The following is a 23,508-nucleotide window of genomic DNA, read 5'->3' on the forward strand; positions in this document are numbered from 1 at the left end:
GAATGCGTGTTTGCAAAGTGGGATGTTACCGCCTTTGCCCGAGTGATCGCACCTTTCTTGCCACCATGCTTTGAGGCACACGTGTGATCATGCTCGCGCTAGGTCAGAGTGGTCATCTGTCGGATGGGCGCGGCCCGTGCTACCTTTTGCGGAGAGTCGGCGCGATGACATTGGTAGGGGCACATGGAACTGAGTGCGTTAAAGAAACGGCTGCAGAAACACCTTGGTGACGGCCTGGTGTTGGTCATTGGCTCCGGATTGTCTTGCGCGGAAGGTGTGCCTGGGATGGGCCCGCTTGGGCGGCATCTCGTCACGCATATTCCTGCGAACCTTTCTCCAGACGATAACAAGCTGTGGGAGGATATCTATCCTCTCATTGAAACTGATGGGTTGGAGGCAGCCTTGCTAAGGCATGCTCCAACGCCATCCCTTGAGGCCGCTATTGTTCAGAGCACAGGCGATTTTATTGCTTCTGCCGAAGCGCGCATTATTTCCGAGGTATTCAGCAACACGAGAACTCTTCGCCTGACAAGCCTTATCCCCCATTTGTTGAAGCCGGATACAGGCATTCCAATCGTTACGACAAATTATGACCGTCTTGTCGAACTTGCATGCGAGGAGGCCAAACTAGGGGTCGATACGATGTTCTCCGGCCATTTCGCCGCGCGGCTTGATCCTCAGGATAGCTACTGGAGCTTCTGCCGTAGCGTCAAGCTAGTGGGCAAGCATGTGCGGTATAACTTCGCTTCGAAGGCAAACGTTTTCAAACCGCACGGCAGCCTTGACTGGTATCACCGCGAAGGCAATCCGGTACGCTACGCTGGATCACTGCCACTTCCTCGACTCATCATTACGCCAGGTCTAAACAAATTCAGAAGCGGTTACGAAAGTCCGTTCGATAAGCATCGTGAAAAAGCAAACGATGCTATCGACAAGGCTCGCTATTTTCTCATTATTGGGTATGGCTTTAACGATGATCACTTAGAAACTCATCTGACCCCTCGTATCAAGTCAGGAGTGAAGACGGTGATTTTAACGTTTTGGCTATCTCCAAAGGCGCGTGCATTGGCCTTTGAGAACAAGAATGTGATTGCGGCAGAGCTGCATCAAGAGGGTGACACTGTCGGTACCCACTTCATCATCGATGGAACGGAAAAATTTTATCCCAATATTGATTTTTGGGATCTAGACGGATTTGTGAAAGGAGTTCTATCCGTATGACTGGTGCAGCGCTCGACTTTACAGATAACGACCAAATTGGACGCGTTGCCGGTGTCGACACCAGCCGCGTAGCCATTGACGTCACCAACTCCGAAATGCTGACCCGCGTTGGTATTGGGCAGCTTATTGCGATTAGAGGCGTAACGCAGGCTGAGTTCCTAATCGCAATGGCTGATCGGGTTACCCGCTCACTCCGTGAGGAGCTTCCTGACCCCGCAGATGGTGAGTTCGGAACGCTGACAGTTTCGCCTTCTGATCATATGCAAGCTTTTGTCATTGGCACATATCGAACGGTTGATGGCGACAAACCCGACACCTTTAAGCGAGGGGCAGATAGCTTCCCTCAAATTGATCGGGAGTGCTTCGTCATCGAAGCAGCCAATCTGCAACGGTTTATGGGCATCCTGGGTGCAGGCCTCTCGGAGAACGAACGCTTAAAGCTCGGCACGTTCGTCGCCGACCGGAGCGCGGAAGCTATAGCGAGCGGCGACAAATTTTTTCAACGGCATGCTGCGATTCTCGGCAGTACCGGGTCAGGAAAAAGCTGGGCGGTTGCGCTTATTCTTGAAAGGGCAGCCAAACTCAAGTTTCCCAACATAGTGGTTTTCGACATGCATGGCGAATATCAACCACTTGCAGACAGAAGCAAAGGCGGATTTGCACAGCGGTTTCGCATCGCCGGACCTGGCGATTTAGCCGCGCCCAAGGATGATGCGTTGTTCCTCCCATATTGGCTGCTAAACCGCGATGAAATGCTGTCGATGGTCTTAGACCGAAGCGATCAGAACGCCCCCAACCAAGCCTCTCGCTTTACCCGCCACGTGCGTGAACTAAAGGGAATGACCCTCGATGATTCGGGTAAGGCCAAGGTTAAAGAGACCTTCACAGTCGATTCGCCGATCCCTTATGCCGTAGCGGATTTAGTCGCTCGTTTGAAGGTCGACAATACGACGAAAGGGATTGGGGCTAAAGGCGCCGCTGTAAAAGGCGAATGGGAAGATAAGCTGACGCGTTTCATCTCCCGGCTCGTGGCAAAGCTTGACGATCGCCGATACGGCTTTATGTTCTCGCCACCACCGGAGTCATTGGATTACGGATGGCTCGCCAAGCAGATCGTGAAACTGCTTCGCGCCGACTCAAATAACGGCATTAAGATTATTGATTTCTCCGAGGTACCGGCTGATGTGCTTCCGGTTGTCACCGGGACTCTGGCCCGGCTGCTTTATGACGTCCAGTTTTGGATGAGCGCGGATGCCCGCACACCGATCACATTGCTTTGCGATGAGGCGCACCTCTATTTGCCAGTTAAGGATGATGCTGACGTGGTTCAGCGACAGGCCCTATGGTCATTTGAACGCATCGCTAAGGAAGGTCGGAAGTATGGTTTCTCTTTACTTGTAGTGAGCCAGAGGCCATCTGATGTCAGCCGCACGATTCTGTCTCAGTGTAATAATTTCTTAGCTCTCAGGTTGACGAATGACAGCGATCAGAATGTCATCAAGAGGCTTATGCCAGATTCTTTAGTTGGCTTGACGGCCATGCTTCCTCTGCTCGACACGGGCGAAGCCCTCCTGCTGGGTGATGCTGTACTTCTCCCGACGCGGATCAAACTGGATCAACCTCAAGTGAAACCTGACAGCGCAACACGAGATTTTTGGAGGGAATGGGGCGCGCTCATGCCGGACGAAAAGCTCCTAGAGGCAGCTGTAGAGTCGTTGCGCAGTCAGTCGCGGGCAGGTGGCTAGTTTTTCCCTTGCCCCACTATATGCGAAAGTTAACTTATCGCCTGTGTGTTCCCTTGGGCGTCGTTTAGCACTGGATTCAAATTTTCTGCGGACCGAACATGCACCGAGTTATCGATGCTTTTCTCGCTTATAACGAGCGTGAGAAGGCAATTGTAGAACCTATCGCACAATGGCTTACTAACCATAAGGTGCAGACGCATTTCTTTGCGCGCGATAAGCAGTATGGGGAGCCTATCGACGACACCGAAAACTTGGACGAGGCCGCAACAGTGATTGCGTTCCTAGGTAGCGAGGGCTGGGGTGAGAACCACCTGCGGCTTGTCGAACGGGCGCTAAAAATGAACAAGCCCGTGTTCCCTGTCCTTATCGGCGATACCAGTCCCATTGAACGCGACATGGCGCAGGGGCTATTTGTTAAATTTCAGTGGCTCGACTTGCGTATGGGAGAACTGGAGCCGCTGGAAAAGCTCCTGCCGTTGATACTCGATGTTTCGGACCAATATGATCCGGATGTCAACACCGAGATCGGCATGCTGGTCTCCGGCCACGACAACCGCAGGCAAGTGGCGCTCGACAGGCTTATGGAGCGAGCCAAGAGCAAGCGCGCGCTGATCTCTGCTAAGTTGCGAGAAGAGCTGGCACGACAAGGAACCAGCGTACCAACGTCATCGTCGTCGGGCGAGCGTTCTTCCGATCCGAGTGCCGCAGCGCGGAGCTGGCTGCGCGTGGCCCTAATTCATTGCGATCCCGAGAGCCCGCAGACGCGTGAGATCGCGCTGCGTGACATCATGCCGGATGCGGAGCCAGCGGAATTCGCAAGATTCTGGAGCCTTGCGGCAGCGCGGCGAGCGAGTGCGTCATATCTACCTGCCCTTGCTGAAAAGGCCGCAGTTGATCAGACAACGAGCGTCAGCTTTGCCGGTGTGGCGATGTTGAATCCAGGCTCTCCCAAAGTGCTGAACCTTTTTAAAGCCGCGTTCCGCAACGGCAACCATTGGACAATACGAGGCGTTCTGCGTGCCTTGCGAATCGTCCACGTTCCCGAAGTCATTGGCGATGTCTGCGCGCTCGCGGCCGGCCAGAACCGGGCGGAAGTGCCGATGTACGACGTCTTCTGTGCGCTAGCCACGCCCGAGGCTGCCACCCTTGCGGCGCCGCTTCTTGCGGCAACGCCAGGGATCGATGCAGTCGTTGATCGGGTCATCGAGGCCGCCTACGATGCAAACTACTCGGTAGCCCGCGATTTTTCCATGTTCCTCGCAACGCTCGATGCGACACGATCCCGTGACATTCTGAATGAGCGATCCAGAAACCCACAGGTCCGCACATTAGCGCAACGCCTGCTGGAAGGCATGGACTCTGTACCCGGAACTGCAGAGGAACCCTACCACCTTCCGGGGTTCGCCGCCGATACGATCGACGAACAGAACGACCAACTTGGCATCCAGGCCGAGGTGCAAACTCTGGCCGCTATCATTACGGCGCGAGATGTAACGCCCCCGCTCGCGATAGGCCTCTTCGGTGAATGGGGCTCAGGCAAAAGCTTTTTCATGTCGCAGATGCGCAAGACTGTGAATATGCTCGCTCAACGTCCACCGCAGCAGATCGCGTCACCGTATTGTTCTGAAGTCGTACAGATCACATTCAATGCGTGGCATTACGCCGAGACCAATTTGTGGGCCAGCCTGGTCAGCGTTATCTTCGAAAAGCTTGCTATTCACGTTTTCGGAGGCACGCCTACTGAACTTCAGCAGGCCCAGCTGTTCTCTGAGCTGGCAACTGCCAAGGCGTTGACAGACGAGGTGCGTGCGGAAGAGAGACGCGCCAGCGAGCAGTTGCAGGAAGAGGAGGACCGGCTTGACGTGCTGCGCAAGGAGAGACTGACGGAGGAGCAGAAGCTCGCGAAGTTCACCCCGACCTACCTGATCGACTTGCTCGACGACAGCGCTCTGAAAAAAAAGGCCGAACAGGCATTTGAACAGCTGGGCCTGCCTGTAGTGCTCGACCGAGTTGATGATTTCAAGCACGCAGTGGCGGACGCTGGCAAGCTTTCCAGCCAAACCGTTGCATTGCTCAAGGTGTTATCCGCCAAGGGCCGCAGTCCGCTGTATTTGACCTTGTTCGTCGCGGCGCTGGCGGTGCCCGCCGCTGGTTATGCTGTCCATGAGTTGCTCCCATCCGAGAACAAGCTGTTCACAGCGATCGGGACTGTATTCGGGGGCGTAGTGACGTTCGCGACCGCGGCCATCGAGATTGTCCGGCGCGGCATGAAAGAGGTGAACGTAATCCTGGCCCCCGTCATGGAGGCAAGGAAAAAGGCTGACGCGGAACTCGAGAGGATCCGGACGGAACCTGCGGATGTCGAACTCACGCTCGCGGCCAAAGTCGAGGTGTTAAAGGTGAAGGAGCAGGATGCGCGACGCCGCGTGGCCGACGCTGCTGCACGCGTGGCTGCCACCGAAGAACGCCTGCGCGAGCTGAAAGAAAGTCGTGACTTAGCCCGCTTCATTGCCGACCGCCATGATTCGGCCGATTATCGCAAGCACTTGGGCATCGTGTCCCTCGTGCGCCAGGATTTCGAAGCGCTTTCGGAGCGGATTCGGAACCACGGAACAGCGGCCGACGGCGGGCGCAAAGTCGAACGCATCGTCCTGTACATCGATGATTTGGACCGATGCCCGGCTTCGCAGGTCGTCAACGTCCTGCAGGCGGTGCATCTGCTGCTCGCTTATCCGCTGTTCGTCGTCGTAGTCGGCGTCGATTCACGTTGGCTGACGAATTCGCTCACCATGCACTACAAAGAGCTCGGCGCGGCGTTTACCGAAGCGCCGGAGGCAGCAGCTAGCCCCAAACACTATCTCGAAAAGATTTTCCAGATTCCGTATTCGCTCCGTCCGATGAATGCGGCGGGCTATAGCAAGCTGGTGGGCGAACTCACGGCGGGCGACAAGCGCGTGCCTGTGGCACATCTAGCCGCCGCGGCTGCTCCTTCGTCCGGTCCGGCAGTCGGGCAGTCTTCTATGCTGGCGTCCGCCGCGATTGGGTCCGAGTCCACTCCCGATGCCACCGTGACCGCGCAGCAGTCGGCACTGGCACCGGAACCAGCAGCGGTCGAGGAGCGCGCACTGATTATCCACGGCTGGGAGGAGTCGTTTGCCGCGAGCCTCTACCCGCTGATACCCTCGCCGCGCGCTGCTAAGCGGCTGGTCAATGTCTATCGCGTGCTGAAGGCGGGCGTTGGCGGCGTCCAGTTACAGGCGTTTGAGGGCACGGAGACAGCGCCTGGCCAGTTTCAGATCCCGTTGCTTTTGCTGGCCATACAGATCTGCGACGCTCCCGCGGCGGCAGCTTGGTTCTTTGACCTGATGGCCGAGCAGAGGCAGCGTAATTCTCTGGAGCAGGCCTTCAGAAGTACCGCTACGGTGCCCTGCCGCGAGCGGTTGTGGCAGCGAATCCAACACATCGTCATGGAGGACAGCTTCCCGAAGGAAGCCGCCTTGCTGAAGTACTGGATCCCGCTGGTTGGCAGCTTTACGTTCGAGACGCGCTCCATTGTCTGATTAAGACGTTCACCGTGGGGCGTATTACGGGACGAACCAAGGTGATTCGGTTGGTCATCTGAGGGATGGTATCGTGAATGGTATAGGCTTATGGTGAGTCGTAAAAATTCCAATTAATACATGATGTTATTATATGCATTGATAATAGGTGGGAATAAGCCTGCGCCTCTGAAGGGCCTGTGCTGACTAAAAAAGCCCGCTGAGTGCGGGCTTTTTTGCATCTTGCATTTGTCACCTTGCGAAGCCGGCACATCTTATTACAAGCCGACTCCTGCAACGCGGGCGAGTGGGTAAGGCGGAGCCGACACTGTCGATGGCTCGATGTATCTTGCCTTTCAGTGTGCTACCTTGTGAGCAGAAATTGATCAAACCGTTTGGGGTACTTAAGCCATGAGCCACAAGCTGAACACCTATGGCGTATCCATAGTAGAGAGGCCAAAAATTAAAGCCACCAAGAAGCTGGACTTGGGTGGCGACTTGGGTAAGCAGATCTTTTATTCAGAAACCAAGCTCGTTCTCAGAACTCACAAGAAGACTTTTCAGAAGCTGGCTGACATGTAATGGAATTGATCCTCTTTCCATTTGAACGAGTCATTGAGATAAACACTCAGATCTTGATCTACCGAGCCGGGCTTGAAGGGCGCGGTAAATATTCCGATCTTGCAAGGTGCGCTGGCACGAATCGACAATGCTATCGCCTATAATGGCCTCGATGATATATTTGAAATTGCTGCCAAGTACACCTCCAGTATTGCGCGAGGCCATGCGCTGCCTGATGCTAACAAGCGAACGGGGCTTGCAGTCGGCTTGGAGTATCTTTCGCTAAACGATTATGAAGTTACAATAGACAATGATCTGCTAGCGGATGCCGTTAGGGATTTGGTCATCGGCGATATCAATGAGCCTGATTTCGCTGATATTCTTTACTCCTGTTTCATCGCGTCTAAAAATCAGATCTAGAACTAGTAAGGCCCATCACGTTTACTTGCTGGGTTCGCCGAGATCTGATGAGGCAATGCCTGAGCCTTTCCAAACTGATCGATCATATGTGACTGAGTTGCTGGCTGAAGTCGTAAGTGATGGCCATGCAGATTAATTGTCCGTCTCCCCTGAAACTTTTGCTATCGGCGGTTTTTTATCCGGTATGCCCATACGTGCCAAGTTGATGATCGCTTGGTTTACGGATTGAAGAAAAGGGTCACTCGGAGTGACTGTTTTTGTGAGCTCGTAAACCGCTAGACAACAAGGGCGCCCGAAGGCGCCCTTGTTGCATCGAGATAATTCAAAGCCCTCAGCGCATCATCGCCGCAGCAGAACCGTGATGGCTTTGCCCCCGCACCGCCAAAACCACCACCAACATCCCCAAACCACACACGGCCGCCGAGATGATGAACGCGACGTTGTAGCCGCCACCGTACTGCACGACAAGCCCGGTCAGGGTGGGAGCGATGATGCCGGCGAGGTTGGCCAGCAGGTGGACGAAGCCGCCGGTGCCGCCGACGCGGTTTTTCGGCACGATGTCCTGGATCAGCGCCCAGCAGATTTGCGGGGTGACGAACAGGAAGACGCTGGAGACGGTGATGCAGGCCACGGCCATACCGAGCGAGGTCACCTGGGTGGTGATCAGTACGCAGGTGGCGGCGACGCCCAGGCCGATGGTGAGCATGACCTTGCGGGCGAGGATCACGTTGTTGAGCTTTTTGGTCAGGGCATCGGTGAGGAAGCCGCCGCCGAGGAAGCCTACGGCAGCGCCGAGCCACGGGATCACGCCGATGATGCTCATGCTCTTGATGTCCAGGTGCTGGTAGTCCATCAGGTAGCTGGGCAGCCAGGTGAGGAAGAAGTACAGCACGTAGTTGAAGCAGAAGAATGCCGTCGCCACCGCCAGCACCGGGGCGGAGAAGATGTAGCTGAACAGGCTGCGGCCTTCTTCAACGTTTTCCACCAGCACTTCTTCGCGGCCGGCGCGGATCAGTTCGCGTTCGGCCTGCGAGACGCTTGGGTGTTGGTCCGGGGTGTCCTTGAAGATCATCAGCCAGGCCAGCAGCCACAACGCGCCCAGCACGGCGATGACCACGAAGGAAATGCGCCAGCCGAAGTTGAACGCCACCAGGCCGACGATCGGGCCGGCCAGGGCGGCGCCCAGGGGTTGTCCGCAGTTGGTGAAGCCCAGCGCCCGCCCGGCTTCCTGGCGCGGGAACCAGTTGGTGATGGCCTTGTTGGTGGTGGTGCCCATCGGCCCTTCGCCCATGCCGAACAGCACGCGGAAGATCAGCAGTTGCAGGTAACCGGTGATGACCGCGGTCAGGCCGCAGAACACCGACCAGCTGCCAGCGGCCCAGGCGAAGACTTTTTTCGGCCCGTACTTGTCCGCCGCCCAGCCGCCGATGAAGCACAGCGCGCAATAGCCGAAGAAGAACGAACTGAAGATGAAGCCCATTTGCGCATCGTCGATGTGCAATTCGGTCTTGAGCAGTGGCGCGACCACCGAGAGGGCCGCGCGGTCCAGGTAGTTGAGCATGCCGGCGAAAAACAGCAGACCGGCAATGTTCCAGCGGTAATAGCCTTTCATTCTTTTATGGCCTTTATTATTGACAGAAAACGGGTAGTGCTCAGTCGATCAAGGTACGTTCCAGGCAGTAGTCTTCGATCACTTGCAGATCCGGGTTGAAGCCAAGGCCCGCGGCAGTCGGCAGTTCCATGCGGGGTTTGAAAGCCAGGGCAGGGTAGAGCAGGCGCTCGAACTCGATGAACGGCACTTCCACCGCCACGTCTTCGGGCAGCAACGTGCACAGGTGCGCCACGGCGAGAAGGCCAGGGCCGAAGTAGAAGCAGTGCGGCACGACCTTCACACCATGTTGCTGGCCCAGGGCGAACACCTGGAGCATGGCGCCGATGCCACCGATTTTCGCCACGCTGGGTTGCACCACATCGACTGCCTGTTGTTCGAGCAGGGTCTTGATGCCCTGCACCCCGGCGGCGTTTTCACCGGCGGACAACGGCACGCCCTGGCGGCGCACTTGTGCCAGGCCGGCGACGTCATCGGGTGGCCAGACGGGTTCTTCCAGCCAGGTCAGTTGCAGTGGTTTGAGGCGTTCGGCGATGTCGCTGGCCTCGGTCACGGACCACGGGCAGTTGACGTCCACCATCAACTCGCCGGCAGATACGGGCAGGGCCCTGCGCGCGGCGGCAATCGCCTCGACGTGGGTTTCGTGCAGCTTGATCTTGCGAAAGCCCAGATCGCGGGCGCGGCTGACCTGGCGATACACCTCGTCCGGATCGTTGCCGTAGCTGACCAGGCTGGCGTACAGCTCCAGCGTGCGCGGCGTGCCACCCAGCAGTTGATGCAGCGGAACGCCGGCGACCTGGGCAGCGAGGTCCCACAGGGCGATGTCGATGCCGGAAAGGGCGTAGACCATCGCGCCGGTCGAGCCAAAGCCGTGGACGGCGCGGCGGACCTTTTCCATCGTCTGCTCGCGGTCGGCCAGCGAAGTACCAATGAACATCGGGCCGACCACGGCGGTCAGCGCCTGGAACGTCACCGGGTTGGAGCCGTGGCCGAATGCTTCACCCCAGCCCACCAGGCCCGTGTCTGTGGTGACTTTGAGCATCAGGCTCTGCATGCGCTGATGGCTTGGCGAGGCGGCATTGAACGCGTCGTCATCCTTGGCCTGGCCATGGTTCTGCCGCTGGCTGGCGCCGGCGCTGAACGGGATGCTGATGCGGATTACTTCGATACTGCGAATGATCAAAGGTCGCTCCTTGCCCATTTTTTATAACATTGTGGGACTGTCGTGAAGCACAGGTACGTCATCGTACAACATCAAAAATGACAACGAAACATTTTGTGACATCCCATTTTGCCGGTAGGGGAAGGCTCTAGCACGGGCAAGTGAGGGATTTTTGTGGGAGCGAGCATGCTCGCGATGGTGGTGAACGATGAGGCGGGGTGTCTGGATGCCTGCGTTGCCCGGGCGTCCATCGCAGGCAAGCCCGCTCCCACAGGGGGTACGCAATACCTGTAGGAGCGAGCATGCTCGCGATGGTGGTGAACGATGATGCGGGCTGTCTGGATGCCCGCGTTGTCTGGGCGTTCATCGCGAGCAAGCTCGCTCGTACAGGGAGTGTTAAACGGCCTCTTTCAACCCTCGCTCGCGCAATGCCCTTAACAGGTCCGTCATGCTGTCGAAGCGTTTTTCATGCAGCGTCGGCCAGGACGGGCGTTCGATGTAGTAGCGTCCGGACTCAACGTTGATCTGCGTTTTCAGGATCCTGCCGTCACGCGCCCGGTGCACCAGCGATACGCCATGCAGCTCGCGTTTGAGGGTGTACATGCCGGGCCGGCTCAACAGTTGTTCGAGTTCCTCGTCGGTGGTGGCCGGCCACGGGTTTTCCATGCGCAAGCGCAGGTCGCTTTTCACCGTCCCTTGCGGCTTGCCGGCGATATCGACAAAGGTCCGGCCCGTGTCGGGTTCATAGCCATTGGTTTCGCCCCTGGGTACATCCTCGATGCGCAGCCCCAGCGCATTTTCCAGTTCACTGACACCGGGCACGCCTTCGAAGGTGTTGGCATGGGAGTTACCCATCAATGACACCCACTTGCCAGGCCCACGGGCAGCCTGGTCGGCTTCGATGACCGTCTTGGCGAAGAAATTCATCATCGCCTGACGTGTGGTCTTTTGCAGCCCCTGCATGCCGGCCAGGCGGTAGCTGGCCATGCAGTCGATGGCCTGGACGCGGATGCCATAGCGGGTGGCTTCGCGCACCACCTCAAGGAAGTTGAAGCGTCGCGCCGGGTCGGTTTTATGGCCCTCGTCCAGTGCTTTGAGGTACGTTTCAAGATCCCTGGGCATGACGCCCGTCCTGGCAAAATTATCCAGGGGTACCTGGTGGAAGTCCGTGAGCAGATGCTCCATGTAAAGGGTTTTCACCCCCTTGCGTGCCAGCGTTTCCATGTTCTCGATCAGCCATTGTTTGCTGCCGACTTCGCCATGGCTTTCGCCAATCACCAGGCCGTCAAAATTCTCCAGCCACCAGGTGATGAACGTCTCGTCGTCCCAACCAATACCGACGGCGGGAGTGGGCGGACGGTCGAGCAGGGCCAGGTCGTCGAAAAACGCTTTGGTGGCCTGGTGCAGCCGTCGACGGGCATCCTGAAACACCGGCAGTGCGGACTGTTCATCCAGGGTGCCAAAATGATCCCCCAGCATCCTGCCGTCAGGGTTGTTGACCGCGGATTTGAGCCGCCCGCGGTACTGCGCTGGAATTTCGTAGGGCGAACTGATCAGGGGCTGATCGGGCAACTCGATGTCCGGGTTGGGCACCGTCTCCATGCCCGCTGCTCTGGGCAGTGGCAGGATCGCCGACGACTCCTTGGCCAATGGATCGATGCGCGCGTGGACCTGCGTCAGCCCTTCATCTGCCAGAGCCTCGGCCAGTTCATTGATGCTGCGAAAGTGCCGCCCGCTGACTATCCGCCAGCGTGGACGCACCAGAAAGTAGCCGCCGGCATCGTGCTGCAGCGGTGTGCGCACCAGGGTGCCGTCACTGCTGTGATGGATCAGCGTGGCGTTGTCTTCGATGATGAACAGGCCGGCGTGGGGCAGGGCTTTTTCAACGGTCTTGAAAGTGACAACCGGGGTCTTGCTTTTTACTTGCAGGCGCCAGTCGCCTTTGAGCAGATCAACCGGTCGGTCCATCAGGTTGAGTACGGGTTTGCCCGGATCGACTGAAATGCCCGTCGCCTGGCCCGTTGGGGCATCCTCGACGCGCAGGGTGAAAGCCCCCTGGAGGTCGCCGATACCGGCGACGTTGTTGACGGTGGCGATGCGTTCTTCATCCACCAGCGCCACCCACAGATTGCTGCCATACGTCGCCTGGTCGGCGCGCATCGCCGTGTCGGAAAAGTAGTTGAGCATCTTGCGGCTGCTGATGTCGCTGGTTCGGTCCATGTTCGGGAAGCGCCGGCTGGCCATGCAGTCGATGGCCTGCACGCGGATGTGGTTTTTCTGCGCAGCCTTCACCAATTCAATATAACTGTGCGGGCCGGTGGGGTCGGTGCCCAGTTGCAGGTCAATGGCTTTGAGTGACTCCTCAAGCGTGGGCGACATTTCGCCGACCCGATGGAACAGGTCGAGGTCGGCCTGATGGAAGTCGCTCAGCAGGTGATCCACGTACAGAGTCCTGACCTTCTGCTTGTTCAGCACCTTGAAGTTCTTGATTAGCGTGCTTCGGGCGCCCGTGCTGGCATTGCCCTGGCCAAGCACCAGGCCAGGCGCTTCCTTGAATGCACGTTTGCTCAGGTCGGCAAACGTGGTCGATGACTTCACGGAGGGCACTGGCGGGCGTGCCGGTACCTTTGGCTCGCGGTAGAACGTCATGGCATCGTCGTAGAGGCTGCGACGCAGGGTTCTGAAGTCCATGTACAGGCTGTCGTTTCCGGCCCCGATATCCAACGGGAAATCGTCGGTACTGGCCTCTGCCACCGAACGCAACTCGGCGATGGATGATTGCCCCATGTCATATGGCATGGGACTGGTGGGGATTTCCGGTAACGGACTGGACGTATGCCCCCAGGGCCATTCGCCGAAGATCTTCATGCCTCCGCGCAGCCCTGGGCGGGCCACCGGTTCCCATTTCAGTGCCTCGTTCAGGCGCACCGGCACGTTGCGATAAAACGAGAACGGGTGCACCGGGTCGATGATCACCCATCCGCGCATCTGCTCGACGTAACGCACTTCATAGAAAGCGTCGACGCCGCCACGGCGCATCATGATGTAGGTCTTGCCGGACGGGGTCTTGATGATTTCCTGGAGTTTGGGGTCTTCATGCGCCAGCAGGGTGGTTTCGGTGATGGTGGTTTTAAACGAGTCGAGGAAGTTTTCCGGTGCCTTGGGCAGCACTTGTTGGGGGGCGATCTCTTCAATGGGTGGCAGCGGCGTGCGCGCCTGCACCGCTTCAAACAGCTGTGCCTCTTCCTCCTCAATGAGGATCGAAGTTTCGGCGATTTCCGGCAGCGCGCCTTCGCCCGCCAGGAACGTGGCATTGAACAATGTGTCGATGGCGGTAAAGATCGCCGTGGTCACCGCCGACTTGCGAGCGATGGCGGTTTTGCCGTTGACCGCCTCATCAATTTCCAGACCGACGTTGGCGATGCCGGCCCCGACCACCGCCAGCGCCACCGGCCAGCCCACCGCCGCCATCGGGCCAAACATGCGGTTGAAGGCATTCAGGTAACCGATCCACAGTTTTTTGCGCAGCTCGCCATTGGAATGCAGCATGAACTCGGCATCGCAGATCATTCTGGCGTGGGTGGCGCTGGCCAGGAAACTGAACGCATCCTTCTTGAGGGCTTCAGCCGAGACAGCCACCAGTTTGTGATCGTTGGTGTGCCAGGTGGTCGTCAGCAGGTCGAGCACGTGATTGAGCCCGACGTTTTCGATGTGTGGCTCACGAAACAGCGCGGCGACCAGGTTGTCCCCCGGATTGGAGAGGTCCCAGAAACTCTTTTTCGCCGCCTTGCGCGAGGCGGTGTCCTCCATGATGTCGTGGTCGGCCACCTGAAAGTGCGCCATGAAACGCTTGCGACCGGACGGCGTCTTGATCTTCGACAATATCCACCAGTGCACATGACGATCCGACTGCAAGGCATGCACGCCCCAGGCTTCGCCGGGGGTGTAGATCATCTTCCGGCCGTTGGCGTCGACAATGCACAGGATGTCGGTGGCGATGAAACCGCCGACCTTCAGCAGGCTGATGCGCATGTCCTTGGCCGGTTTGACTTCCTCTTCGAGCATTTCACGCGTGACCGGCCAGCGCACGTTGCCGGCCACCGCGTTCACCGCCGTCCTGAAGTTGTCGTCGGACAGCCGTCCGCTCTCGCGGTCTTCCATGGCCTGGGCCAGGAAGGTGCATTTGGCCAGGGTGCGGAAGGTCTTGCTCTGGCTGTTCCAGAACGATTTGACCTTCTGCCGGTACTGATCGGCGAAATTGATGTTCCAGAAGTCTTTCAGCACATCGCTGGCGTGCAGGCGCACTTCGTTGGTCTGGTCGTAGTTACCGGCGTCGGGCCCGGCGGTGTAGAAGCCCGCATCGGAGTCGAGCAGGTCGGCGTTGTCCTGGTCGTGCACGCTGAAGCGCTGGATCACCAGTTGCGGCAGGGTCATGGACTCGCGCGGTATTTCCACGCGATGCTCCCAGCCGGTGAACGTCAGCGGGCTGCTTTGCGCCGCGCGAAACCGGTGGAAGTAAACCTGTTCGGGCTCCAGGTCACTGAGGCCGTGTTTGGCGAGAATGTCCCGGGAGATAGCCAGGGCCATTTCGTACATGTCGGGGCAGGTTTCGACCAATGTCGGCACCAGTGCCTTGAGTGCGTCTCTGTCGGCGGAGTTGGGTAATTCGATGTCTTTTTGAGTGTCCACAAGCTTTCCTTGATCGTGGTGGGTTGAAAACAGCCGCGATCATTGCAGGCGAGTGGCTAATGGGTCTGTCAGACGACAGGGCGGTGCGGTGTCGGATTCGGGATGGCGCCCATGGGAAAACACCGCCACGAATGAGCGAATCATGAACCCGCGCGAGCCGATGTCGGCCCGCCGGGTGATGGCTTGGTCAGGAGGGATCAGGTCGGAATGCGGCTCTGCAGCACCAGGCCGATGCCATTGAGCGCCCGCGACAGCAGTTCGACGCTGGGGAACGGTATGCCGCTGACTTGCGCCCACGATGGACGGATGATGCACACGTTGCCGTGGGCCAGGGGCTCCACGGCGGTGCGCACGATTGAACCGTCGCCGCTGCGATGCACCAGGGTGTACGCGTCATCGACCTTTTCGAACAGGTACATGCCCCGACGGAACAGCAACTGCTTGATGTGCTTTTCGGTCCAGGCCACGGGAGGCGCCTCGACTTGCAGGCGCAGGTCGCTGTACAAGGTGTCGACCGTGCCCTTGAACATGCCGGTGGCGAACGGGCCACGTTCCAGCTCGATACCTGGATCGACTTCCAGGCTGTGCCCTTGCCCAGGATCGACTTCCTCGATGCGCACGCCCAGGCCGCCTTCCAGCTCGCTCAGGCCCACGAGCCCCCTGAAGGTGTTGGTGCTCTCGGCACCGGTGAGCACCAGCCATTTGTTGGGGCCATTGAGCACCCGGTCGGAGAACATGATGTCGCTGGCCAGGTGGTTGGCCATCATCTGTTCATCCACGGGTGTCAACGCGACGGGTTTGCGATAGTTGGCGGCGCAGTCCAGGGCCTGGACGCGAATGCGCTGGGTGCGGGCCGCCTTGACCAGTTCCAGCTCGTTGTACCGGCCGGCCGGGTCGGTCCCGAGCTGGGTCAGGTAGGTTTCCAGGTCGTTGGACATGACGCCGGTATTGAAGTAGTCAATCAAGTCTTGCTGGGCAAAGTCGGCCAGCAGGCGACGCATGTAGATGGTTTTCACACCCTCGGCGGCCAGCGTTGGCATGTTTTCGATCATCAGCCGCATGCTGGTGATCCGGTCCAGGGTTTCGCCCACCACCAGTCCGGGAAAGGCACGGAAGGTTTGCTTGATCAGCGACCCAAAGGACATGGTGCTGTCGACTGCCGGAATGTGCGGGCGCGAGGGCAATGAGCGCCAATCGAAATTTTGATAGAAACGCCGCGCAGACTCCAGCAGCGACTGGCTCTTGTGCGCGAGATTATCGGCGTAACGATCAGGGATAATCAATTCGCCGCCGGGGCCCCGCTGGACCCGAATGTGGGTTTCACGCAGGCCCAGGGCCCAACGCTTGAGGCCAGACAATTTATGCGGGTCCACGTCAAAAGCAGTGGCGATTCGTCTCGGGCCCACGGAAATGGGCGGCAGTGCGCTAGGGTGTGGCCTGACAGGCGCTGGCGCTGCGGGCTGGGCGGCGGCTTGCTCGGTCAGCTCCAGTTCAACCGCACAGGCAACCTTGCCCATGCATTGCCCGCCCGCCGCCAGGCGCAGCTTGGGCATCCGCTCCCATTGCCCCTCTGCATTCAGGCGCACAGGCAAGGAGTGGATGAACTGGTTGGGCCTTGCTGGATCGACGATGGCCCAGTAACCGCCGCCACGGGAATCGGGGAAGTAGCGCACGTAGTAGGCGTTGTCCTTGATCATGATGGCGTAGGGCGGATCGCCGTCGAGCTGGTAAATACCGCGGAACTTGCCGGGCTCACTGCTCGGTCGTTTACTGTCCAGCAGCTCGTTGGTCTGAAACTTCTCTGGTATGTCGACGCGGGGAGCCGGCGTCGGTGCCGGGAGTTCTCCGGTGACGGGCGAGGTGGGCGTTGTCGTTTGCTCATCGGGTTCAGCCGGCTCGCCGGGTTTTTGCGATGCCTCGGCATACTCATTCCATTCGGCAGCCTCTGCCGCATCGACCTCGGCACCGACTTCCGCCACCGAGCCGACACCTTTGAGAAACGGCAGGTTGAACAGCGCATCAATGGCGTTGAAGATCGCCCCGATCACGCCTTCCTTGCGTTCGCTGGCGGTCTTGCCGTTCACCGCCTGGTCGATGTTCAGGCCCATGCTGGCGATGCTGGCGCCAATCACCGGCAGTGCCACCGGCCAACCCACCACCGCCATCGGGCCAAGTACCTTGAGACCGGCGCTCAGGTAGCCGATCCAGAGTTTTTTGCGCAGGTCGCCATTGGAGGTCAGCGTCAGGTCGGCTTCATGGGTCATGGCGGTACGGGTCGAATCGCGCAGCCAGCCGAAGGCATCACCGGCGATGCTCACGTCCTTCTGATTGATCAAGTGATGGTCGGAGCGACCCCAGCTGCTTGTCAGGCGATTCATCAGGTCGGTGAGGTTTTCACTGATGGCCTGGCGTTCGGCCAGTGGGAAATGATTCATCAGGGCGCGGCGATCGGCCTCATCGTTCATTTGCGTCAGGGCCCACCAATGCAGGTCCGTCGGGCTCTCGAACACCTGGAACGATTTGTCTTCACCCGGCAGATAGAGGATCTGCCGGCCGTTGGCAGTCGTGATGCGCAGGATGTTCGTAGTGACATGCCCGGCGATGTCCAGCGCGCCGACGCGCAGGTGCGGGCCGGGCGGCGCATCGGCTTGCAGCATCTTCAGGGTGACCGGCCAGGTGATCGGGCCGATCACCGCGTCGAGCGCGGTCTTGAAGTCCTCGTCGCTTAACTGGCCGTTGTCGCGCGCCTCGATGGCTTTGCCGAGGAACGTGGATTTGGCCAGGGTGCGGAAATCACCGGCATAGTGGTCCCAAAATGTTTGCAGCTTGTTGCGATAGAGATCGCTGAAATTGATCTCCCAGAAATGCTTCAGCACTTCGTTGCCGTGCAGTTGCACTTCATTGCTGGCGTCGAAGTTTTCCGCCTCGGGCCCTGCGGTGTAGAAGCCGGCGTAGGTGTCCAGCAGGTCGGCATTGTCCTGGTCGGTGGCGCGGAATCGGTGGATCACCAATTGCGTCAGGGTCAGGGATTCGTAGGGCTTTTCACCGTAATGCTGCCAACCGGTGAAGGACGATTCCAGGCTTTGTGCGCTCTTGAAACGGTGGAAATACACCTGATCGGGGTCGAGATGGCTGATGCCGGCGTTGGCCAGCAGGTCGGCGGCGACCTCGTAGGCAGCGTCGTGCAGGCTCGGGCAGGCCTTGACCACGTGGGCGGCGATCATCTTCAGCGCCGCTTTGTCGGCGGCGTTGGGTAAAGGGCGGGTTTGCAGCGTATTCATTGACTCGGTTCCATGAGAATAGGGACCCCGAGCGTGAACCAAGCCGTCTGGGCGGGTGCGCTACATATGTACCGCACAAAATCCTGCGCCTGCGTCCATCCGCCGCGCTGCCCTTACCGTTTCGCAATTGCAGGTGTATCGTATTTGCCTTTTGCAGGCGAGTGCCTGTCGCTGATACGTGAGGTAGTTGAGTTCATGTCCTTTACCCGTCGCCAAATCCTCGGTGGCCTGGCCGGTCTTGTTGTCGTTGGTGTCGGTGCGGGCGGCGCATCGCGCTACTGGCTGGGCAAGATGGCCGACGCCGACGCGGGCCACGACTATGAGCTGATTGCCGCGCCCCTGGACGTCGAACTGGTCGCCGGGCACAAGACCCCGGCCTGGGCGTTCGGCCCGTCGGCACCGGGCACCGAGCTGCGCGTGCGCCAGGGCGAATGGCTGCGGGTGCGCTTCATCAACCACCTGCCAGTGGCCACCACCATTCACTGGCACGGCATCCGCCTGCCACTGGAAATGGACGGCGTGCCTTACGTGTCGCAGCTGCCGGTGTTGCCGGGGGAATACTTCGATTACAAATTCCGCGTGCCGGACGCCGGCAGCTACTGGTATCACCCGCACGTCAACAGCAGCGAGGAACTGGGGCGCGGGCTGGTCGGGCCGTTGATCGTCGAAGAACGCGAGCCAACCGGGTTCAAGTACGAGAAGACCCTGAGCCTGAAAAACTGGCACATCGACGAGCAGGGCAATTTCGTCGAGTTCAGCATTCCCCGTGAGGCCGCCCGTGGCGGTACGGCCGGGCGCCTGGTGACCATCAACGGCGTGCCATCGCCGGTCATCGACCTGCCGGCGGGGCAGATCACCCGCGTGCGTCTGCTCAACCTCGACAACACCCTGACCTATCGCCTGAACATTCCCGGGGTCGAGGCGCAGATCTACGCGCTGGACGGCAACCCCATCGAGCCGCGCCCGATGGGCAAGGAATACTGGCTGGGCCCGGGCATGCGCATTTGCCTGGCGATCAAGGCGCCGCCGGCCGGCGAGGAACTGTCTCTGCGCAACGGTCCCGTGCGCCTGGGCACCTTGCGCTCGGTGCCCAACGACGACGCCCCGACCACCTGGCCGCCGGCGTTGCCCGCCAACCCGGTGGCCGAGCCGGACCTGGCCAATGCCGAGAAACTCAACTTCAATTTCGAATGGGTTGGTTCGGTGTCGGTCAACGTTGACAACGGCAAGCCGCCGAGCCTCTGGCAGATCAACGGCAAGGCCTGGGACATCACCGACAAGACCTGCGCCGACCGGCCGATTGCCAAGCTGGAAAAGGGCAAGAGCTATATTTTCGAATTGAAGAACCTGACCCAGTACCAGCACCCGATTCACCTGCACGGCATGAGCTTCAAGGTGATCGCCTCGAACCGGCACAAGGTGATTCCGTACTTCACCGACACTTACCTGTTGGGCAAGAACGAGCGCGCGCAAGTGGCGCTGGTGGCGGATAACCCAGGGGTGTGGATGTTCCATTGCCATGTGATCGACCACATGGAAACCGGCCTGATGGCCGCCATCGAGGTGGCGTGATGCGCCAGATTCGACCCGCTGCGATCATCGACCGCAGCCGTGATCGCGACTTCATGCGCGAAGCCCTGGCCCTGGCCGAGCAAGGCGCGGCGCTGGGCGAAGTGCCGGTGGGCGCGGTGCTGGTGCAGGACGGTGAAATCATCGGCCGCGGCTTCAATTGCCCGATCAGCGGCCACGACCCCAGTGCCCACGCCGAGATGGTGGCGATCCGCGCCGCCGCGCTGGCCGCCAGCAACTATCGCCTGCCGGGCAGCACGCTCTACGTCACGCTGGAACCGTGCAGCATGTGCGCCGGGCTGATCGTGCATTCACGCATTGCCCGAGTGGTGTACGGCGCGCTGGAACCCAAGGCGGGGATTGTGCAGAGCCAGGGGCAGTTCTTCACCCAAGGCTTTCTCAATCACCGGGTGCTGTTCGAGGGTGGGGTGCTGGCGGAGGAGTGTGGGGCGGTGTTGAGTGAATTTTTCAAGGCGCGGAGGGCGAAGCCTGCAGACTGAAACCTGAAATTCACCCGGACCCCTGTGGGAGTTAACCCTGTGGGAGCGAGCCTGCTCGCGATGAGGGCTAGGCAGTCGACATTGATGTCGAATGACAGAACTTTATCGCGAGCAGGCTCGCTCCCACAGTTGTATTTCTCAAAGGGTTTTGAAGGCTTTGAAGGGGAGGCTACTTTTTAGCCACCACCACCGCCCGCATCGGCGCCGGCAGTCCTTCGATGGTCTTGCCGTGATCCTCGGGGTCGAGGAAATCGCTGAGCGACTGATACTTCATCCACTCGGTGCTGCGCTGTTCCTGGACCGTCGTGGTGCTCACGTCCACGCACTTCACATCGCTGAACCCGGCACGGCGCAGCCACAGCTCCAGCGCCGGCACGGAGGGCAGGAACCACACGTTGCGCATCTGCGCGTAACGGTCCTCGGGCACCAGCACCTGGTGCTGATCGCCTTCGACCACCAGGGTTTCCAGTACCAGTTCGCCACCCTTGACCAGGCAATCCTTGAGCGCCAGCAAATGCTCGATCGGCGAGCGGCGGTGGTAGAACACGCCCATGGAAAACACCGTGTCGAAGCCTTCCAGGTTCGCCGGCAGGTCTTCGAACGGAAACGGCAGGTGCCAGGCATTCGGCTGTGACAGGTAGCGCTGCACCGCCTGGAACTGGCAGAAGAACAGCCAGTTCGGGTCGACGCCGATCACGCTGTCGGCACCGGCGCCGAGCATGCGCCACATGTAGTAGCCGTTGCCGCAGCCGACATCGAGGATGCGCTTGCCCTTGAGGTCCAGGTGCGGGGCGACCCGTGACCATTTCCAGTCCGAGCGCCATTCGGTGTCGACGTGCACGCCAAACAGGTCGAACGGCCCCTTGCGCCACGGCGACAGGCCCATCAGGGCGCTGCGCATCTGCGCGCGGGTGGCGTCGTCGCAGTCGGTGTCGAGCTTCAGGCCGCTCTGCAGGTCGACTTCGCTGGGCTGCACGTCCGGCAAGGCGTCCAGTGCACTTTGCCAGCGCTCGAGGTCGCCGTGGCCCTTCTCCATTTTCTTGTCGAGTTGCGCTTGCAGGGTGTTGGCCCATTCGGCCAGTGGCGTACCCGCCAGGCGGCGGGCGAGAGGGGACAGATCAATCATGGCAAGGCAATCAACGAGGCAAAGTTAAGACACTGGAACCACGGCACGACTTTGGAGAACCCGGCGGCCAGCAGGCGTTCGCGGTGTTCTTCGAGGCTGTCGGGCTTCATGACGTTTTCGATGGCGCTGCGCTTCTGGGCGATTTCCAGTTCGCTGTAGCCGTTGGCACGCTTGAAGGCCACGTGCAGGTCGGTGAGCAAAGCGTGTTCCTGCTCGTCGGCAAAGCGCAGTTTTTCCGAGAGGATCAAGGCGCCACCGGGCAACAGCGACTGGCGAATACGCGTGAGCAGCTCAAGGCGCTGCGGCCGGGCGATGAATTGCAGGGTGAAGTTCAGCGCCACCACCGAGGCCGGCTCGAAATCCAGGGCCAGGATATCGCCTTCGATCACCTGCACGGGCAGCAGCTCCTGGAACATCGAGTCCTGGCCGTTGAGGTATTCGCGGCAGCGCTCGACCATCGCCGCCGAGTTATCCACAGCGATCACCCGGCAACCGTCGGTGCGCACGTGACGGCGCAGGGCCTGAGTCACGGCGCCCAGGGACGAACCCAGGTCGTACAGCACGCTGTTCGGCTGGGCAAACTGCGAAGCGAGCACGCCGAGGTTTTCGACGATGGTCGGATAACCTGGCACCGAGCGCTTGATCATGTCCGGGAACACCCGCACCACGTCCTCGTTGAAGGCGAAGTCAGGCACCTGGGCCAAAGGCTGGGCGAATAGGCGATCGGGTTCTTTGCTCACGGCGGTTCCGGCGGTGTCGGTGGAAAAGGCCGGCATTTTAGCCAAGTTGGCGAGGGGATGCGCGGGTTGTCTGATAAACCGCCGGGCAAGGGGCGAATGACGCGGTGCCAGTCACAGAGCTATCGCGAGCAGGCTCGCTCCCACAGGGTGCGGCGCTGTAACTGTGGGAGCGAGCCTGCTCGCGATGGGGTCAACGCGGTTTATGCACAAACGCCGAAGCCGTGATCCCCCACTGCCCCAGCCAGTAACTGAGGATGATCACATACGGCGCCGCGTTGAACGGCGACACGAAGCGGTTGATGCCAATCACGCTGTCGGAAAACACGAACGCCACGGCGCCGGCCGCTGCCAGCAATGCCGAGCGCTGGGGCACATCGGTGCACAGCCGGGCCAGTGCGCGCCAGAGCATGGCGCTGATGGCCACGCCGTAGACGATCACCGGCACGGTCAGCGGGCCCAGGCCGTTGGCCAGCAGAATCCCCAGCAACACCGCGCCCACCACCAGGGCGATGATCAACGGCAGCAACGCCAGCCGCCGGCAATCGCTCAGGTAGGCCTTGAGGTACGCCAGATGGGCGACCAGGAACGCGCCGAGGCCGAACACGAACAGGTCCCCCGGCCACGCCAGCAATACATCGCCGAGCAGGGAGAAAATCAGGCCCAGGCTGATCCAGCGTCGATACTCGCTGGGCGGCGCGTCGTGCAGCCAGCCGAGCAGGGCCAGCACCGGCAACGGCTTGACCAGCAGGCACAGCAGCGCCGCATGCACACTGAGACCGTAGAGAAAGGTCACCGCGCCCATCAGCGCCAGGATCAGCCAGCCCATGATCAGTTGACCGAGATCGCGCAGTCGAAGCTGTCCACCGGCAACACTTCCGGCGCCCAGGGTTGTTGCGAAGTCAGGCGCAGCCGCCCGGTGCCGGGTGCGAAGGCCTGGAAGCGCCAGGTCGAAACCCCGGCCGCGCCGATCACGCCGGCGTCTTCAGGGTTGCGATAGACCTCCGGCCCCAGCGCGCGCAGCACGCCGCCGGCGGAGTCCTGTATGGCCCAGCGGTAGCCGGTGGTCGGGTTGCTGGGCAGGGTCAGGATCAGGTTTTGCCCGTTGCTCATTTTCACCGGGCATTCACTCTGTTTTTCCACCGTCACGTTCTGTTTAGGCTGCGAGGCGCAGGCGGCCAGCAGGGCGAGGGCGAGGGGGACGAACAGGCGAGTGGGGGACATGAGGGCATAGGCTCCGGCGTTCACGACGAACGGCGAGCATAACTTAAGATGAGACAAATTGTGACAGGGGCTTGGTGGTGCAGGGGAGGGCGCCATCGCGGGCAAGCCCGCTCCTACAGATTTTT

The 23,508-nt window shown here is 59.9% G+C and carries 15 protein-coding genes; 7 read left to right on the top strand and 8 right to left on the bottom strand.

Annotated features, from left to right (window positions below):
• The first annotated feature begins 183 nt into the window (after positions 1-183).
• The 5 genes from ABVN20_RS18955 (at position 184) to ABVN20_RS18975 (ending at position 7,486) form a co-directional block, all read left to right on the top strand.
• On the top strand, positions 184-1,221 hold the full coding sequence (locus tag ABVN20_RS18955; protein ID WP_368557222.1) for an SIR2 family protein: 1,038 nt from the start codon (positions 184-186) through the stop codon (positions 1,219-1,221).
• Positions 1,218-2,966, top strand: a complete 1,749-nt coding sequence (locus ABVN20_RS18960) for an ATP-binding protein (protein ID WP_368557223.1) — start codon at positions 1,218-1,220, stop codon at positions 2,964-2,966. Before ABVN20_RS18955 ends, ABVN20_RS18960 begins: the two co-directional genes overlap by 4 nt.
• A 98-nt stretch (positions 2,967-3,064) precedes the next feature.
• Positions 3,065-6,526: a P-loop NTPase fold protein gene (locus ABVN20_RS18965; RefSeq protein WP_368557224.1), complete on the top strand. Its 3,462-nt coding sequence runs from the start codon at positions 3,065-3,067 to the stop codon at positions 6,524-6,526.
• A 390-nt stretch (positions 6,527-6,916) separates the two neighbouring features.
• On the top strand, positions 6,917-7,087 hold the full coding sequence (locus ABVN20_RS18970; protein WP_368557225.1) for an acetyltransferase: 171 nt from the start codon (positions 6,917-6,919) through the stop codon (positions 7,085-7,087).
• A gap of 72 nt (positions 7,088-7,159) precedes the next feature.
• Positions 7,160-7,486, top strand: coding sequence for a type II toxin-antitoxin system death-on-curing family toxin (locus ABVN20_RS18975; RefSeq protein ID WP_368557226.1), 327 nt, complete (start codon positions 7,160-7,162; stop codon positions 7,484-7,486).
• 331 nt (positions 7,487-7,817) lie between these two features.
• Here ABVN20_RS18975 and ABVN20_RS18980 read toward each other — a convergent pair whose 3' ends face one another.
• From ABVN20_RS18980 to ABVN20_RS18995, 4 genes are all read right to left on the bottom strand, one after another.
• On the bottom strand, positions 7,818-9,098 hold the full coding sequence (locus tag ABVN20_RS18980) for an MFS transporter (protein ID WP_368557227.1): 1,281 nt from the start codon (positions 9,096-9,098) through the stop codon (positions 7,818-7,820).
• Positions 9,099-9,138: 40 nt separating this feature from the next.
• Entirely contained in the window at positions 9,139-10,278 is a 1,140-nt protein-coding gene (locus ABVN20_RS18985) for a mandelate racemase/muconate lactonizing enzyme family protein (RefSeq protein WP_368557228.1), read from the bottom strand.
• A 375-nt stretch (positions 10,279-10,653) separates the two neighbouring features.
• Positions 10,654-14,946 (bottom strand): membrane-targeted effector domain-containing toxin, encoded by a 4,293-nt coding sequence (locus tag ABVN20_RS18990; RefSeq protein ID WP_368557229.1) that lies wholly within the window; start codon positions 14,944-14,946, stop codon positions 10,654-10,656.
• A 197-nt stretch (positions 14,947-15,143) separates the two neighbouring features.
• Positions 15,144-18,227 (bottom strand): membrane-targeted effector domain-containing toxin, encoded by a 3,084-nt coding sequence (locus tag ABVN20_RS18995; protein WP_368557230.1) that lies wholly within the window; start codon positions 18,225-18,227, stop codon positions 15,144-15,146.
• A gap of 195 nt (positions 18,228-18,422) precedes the next feature.
• Between ABVN20_RS18995 and ABVN20_RS19000 the strand changes: the two genes are divergently transcribed.
• On the top strand, positions 18,423-19,799 hold the full coding sequence (locus ABVN20_RS19000; RefSeq protein ID WP_368557231.1) for a multicopper oxidase family protein: 1,377 nt from the start codon (positions 18,423-18,425) through the stop codon (positions 19,797-19,799).
• Complete coding sequence (gene tadA, locus ABVN20_RS19005; protein WP_368557232.1) at positions 19,799-20,296, top strand: tRNA adenosine(34) deaminase TadA; 498 nt, start codon at positions 19,799-19,801, stop codon at positions 20,294-20,296. The genes ABVN20_RS19000 and tadA overlap by 1 nt, the downstream gene beginning before the upstream one ends.
• A 169-nt stretch (positions 20,297-20,465) precedes the next feature.
• On the opposite strand, the gene cmoB is transcribed toward tadA, so the two are convergent.
• The 4 genes from cmoB to ABVN20_RS19025 all read right to left on the bottom strand — a co-directional run bounded on the left by cmoB (position 20,466) and on the right by ABVN20_RS19025 (position 23,383).
• Complete coding sequence (gene cmoB, locus ABVN20_RS19010) at positions 20,466-21,422, bottom strand: tRNA 5-methoxyuridine(34)/uridine 5-oxyacetic acid(34) synthase CmoB (protein ID WP_368557234.1); 957 nt, start codon at positions 21,420-21,422, stop codon at positions 20,466-20,468.
• Positions 21,419-22,162, bottom strand: coding sequence for a carboxy-S-adenosyl-L-methionine synthase CmoA (gene cmoA, locus ABVN20_RS19015; protein WP_368557235.1), 744 nt, complete (start codon positions 22,160-22,162; stop codon positions 21,419-21,421). The genes cmoB and cmoA overlap by 4 nt, the downstream gene beginning before the upstream one ends.
• Positions 22,163-22,352: 190 nt before the next feature.
• The gene (locus tag ABVN20_RS19020) at positions 22,353-22,988 is read right to left on the bottom strand and encodes a lysoplasmalogenase (protein WP_368557236.1); all 636 of its coding nucleotides are present in this window, start codon (positions 22,986-22,988) and stop codon (positions 22,353-22,355) included.
• Between the two features lie 2 nt (positions 22,989-22,990).
• Positions 22,991-23,383 carry a protease inhibitor I42 family protein gene (locus ABVN20_RS19025; RefSeq protein WP_368557237.1) on the bottom strand — a complete coding sequence of 131 codons (393 nt, stop codon included), beginning with the start codon at positions 23,381-23,383 and terminating at the stop codon, positions 22,991-22,993.
• Between the last annotated feature and the right edge of the window lie 125 nt (positions 23,384-23,508).

This window comes from Pseudomonas sp. MYb118 (genome assembly GCF_040947875.1).
Taxonomy (GTDB): domain Bacteria; phylum Pseudomonadota; class Gammaproteobacteria; order Pseudomonadales; family Pseudomonadaceae; genus Aquipseudomonas.

Bases quoted from the DNA above. Each gene is read 5' to 3' on its own strand.
- ABVN20_RS18955 (WP_368557222.1), top strand. From the start codon at position 184: ATGGAACTGAGTGCGTTAAAGAAACGGCTGCAGAAACACCTTGGTGAC.
- ABVN20_RS18960 (WP_368557223.1), top strand. From the start codon at position 1,218: ATGACTGGTGCAGCGCTCGACTTTACAGATAACGACCAAATTGGACGC.
- ABVN20_RS18965 (WP_368557224.1), top strand. From the start codon at position 3,065: ATGCACCGAGTTATCGATGCTTTTCTCGCTTATAACGAGCGTGAGAAG.
- ABVN20_RS18970 (WP_368557225.1), top strand. From the start codon at position 6,917: ATGAGCCACAAGCTGAACACCTATGGCGTATCCATAGTAGAGAGGCCA.
- ABVN20_RS18980 (WP_368557227.1), bottom strand. From the start codon at position 9,098: ATGAAAGGCTATTACCGCTGGAACATTGCCGGTCTGCTGTTTTTCGCC.
- ABVN20_RS18995 (WP_368557230.1), bottom strand. From the start codon at position 18,227: ATGAATACGCTGCAAACCCGCCCTTTACCCAACGCCGCCGACAAAGCG.
- ABVN20_RS19000 (WP_368557231.1), top strand. From the start codon at position 18,423: ATGTCCTTTACCCGTCGCCAAATCCTCGGTGGCCTGGCCGGTCTTGTT.
- tadA (WP_368557232.1), top strand. From the start codon at position 19,799: ATGCGCCAGATTCGACCCGCTGCGATCATCGACCGCAGCCGTGATCGC.
- cmoB (WP_368557234.1), bottom strand. From the start codon at position 21,422: ATGATTGATCTGTCCCCTCTCGCCCGCCGCCTGGCGGGTACGCCACTG.
- ABVN20_RS19020 (WP_368557236.1), bottom strand. From the start codon at position 22,988: ATGGGCTGGCTGATCCTGGCGCTGATGGGCGCGGTGACCTTTCTCTAC.
- ABVN20_RS19025 (WP_368557237.1), bottom strand. From the start codon at position 23,383: ATGTCCCCCACTCGCCTGTTCGTCCCCCTCGCCCTCGCCCTGCTGGCC.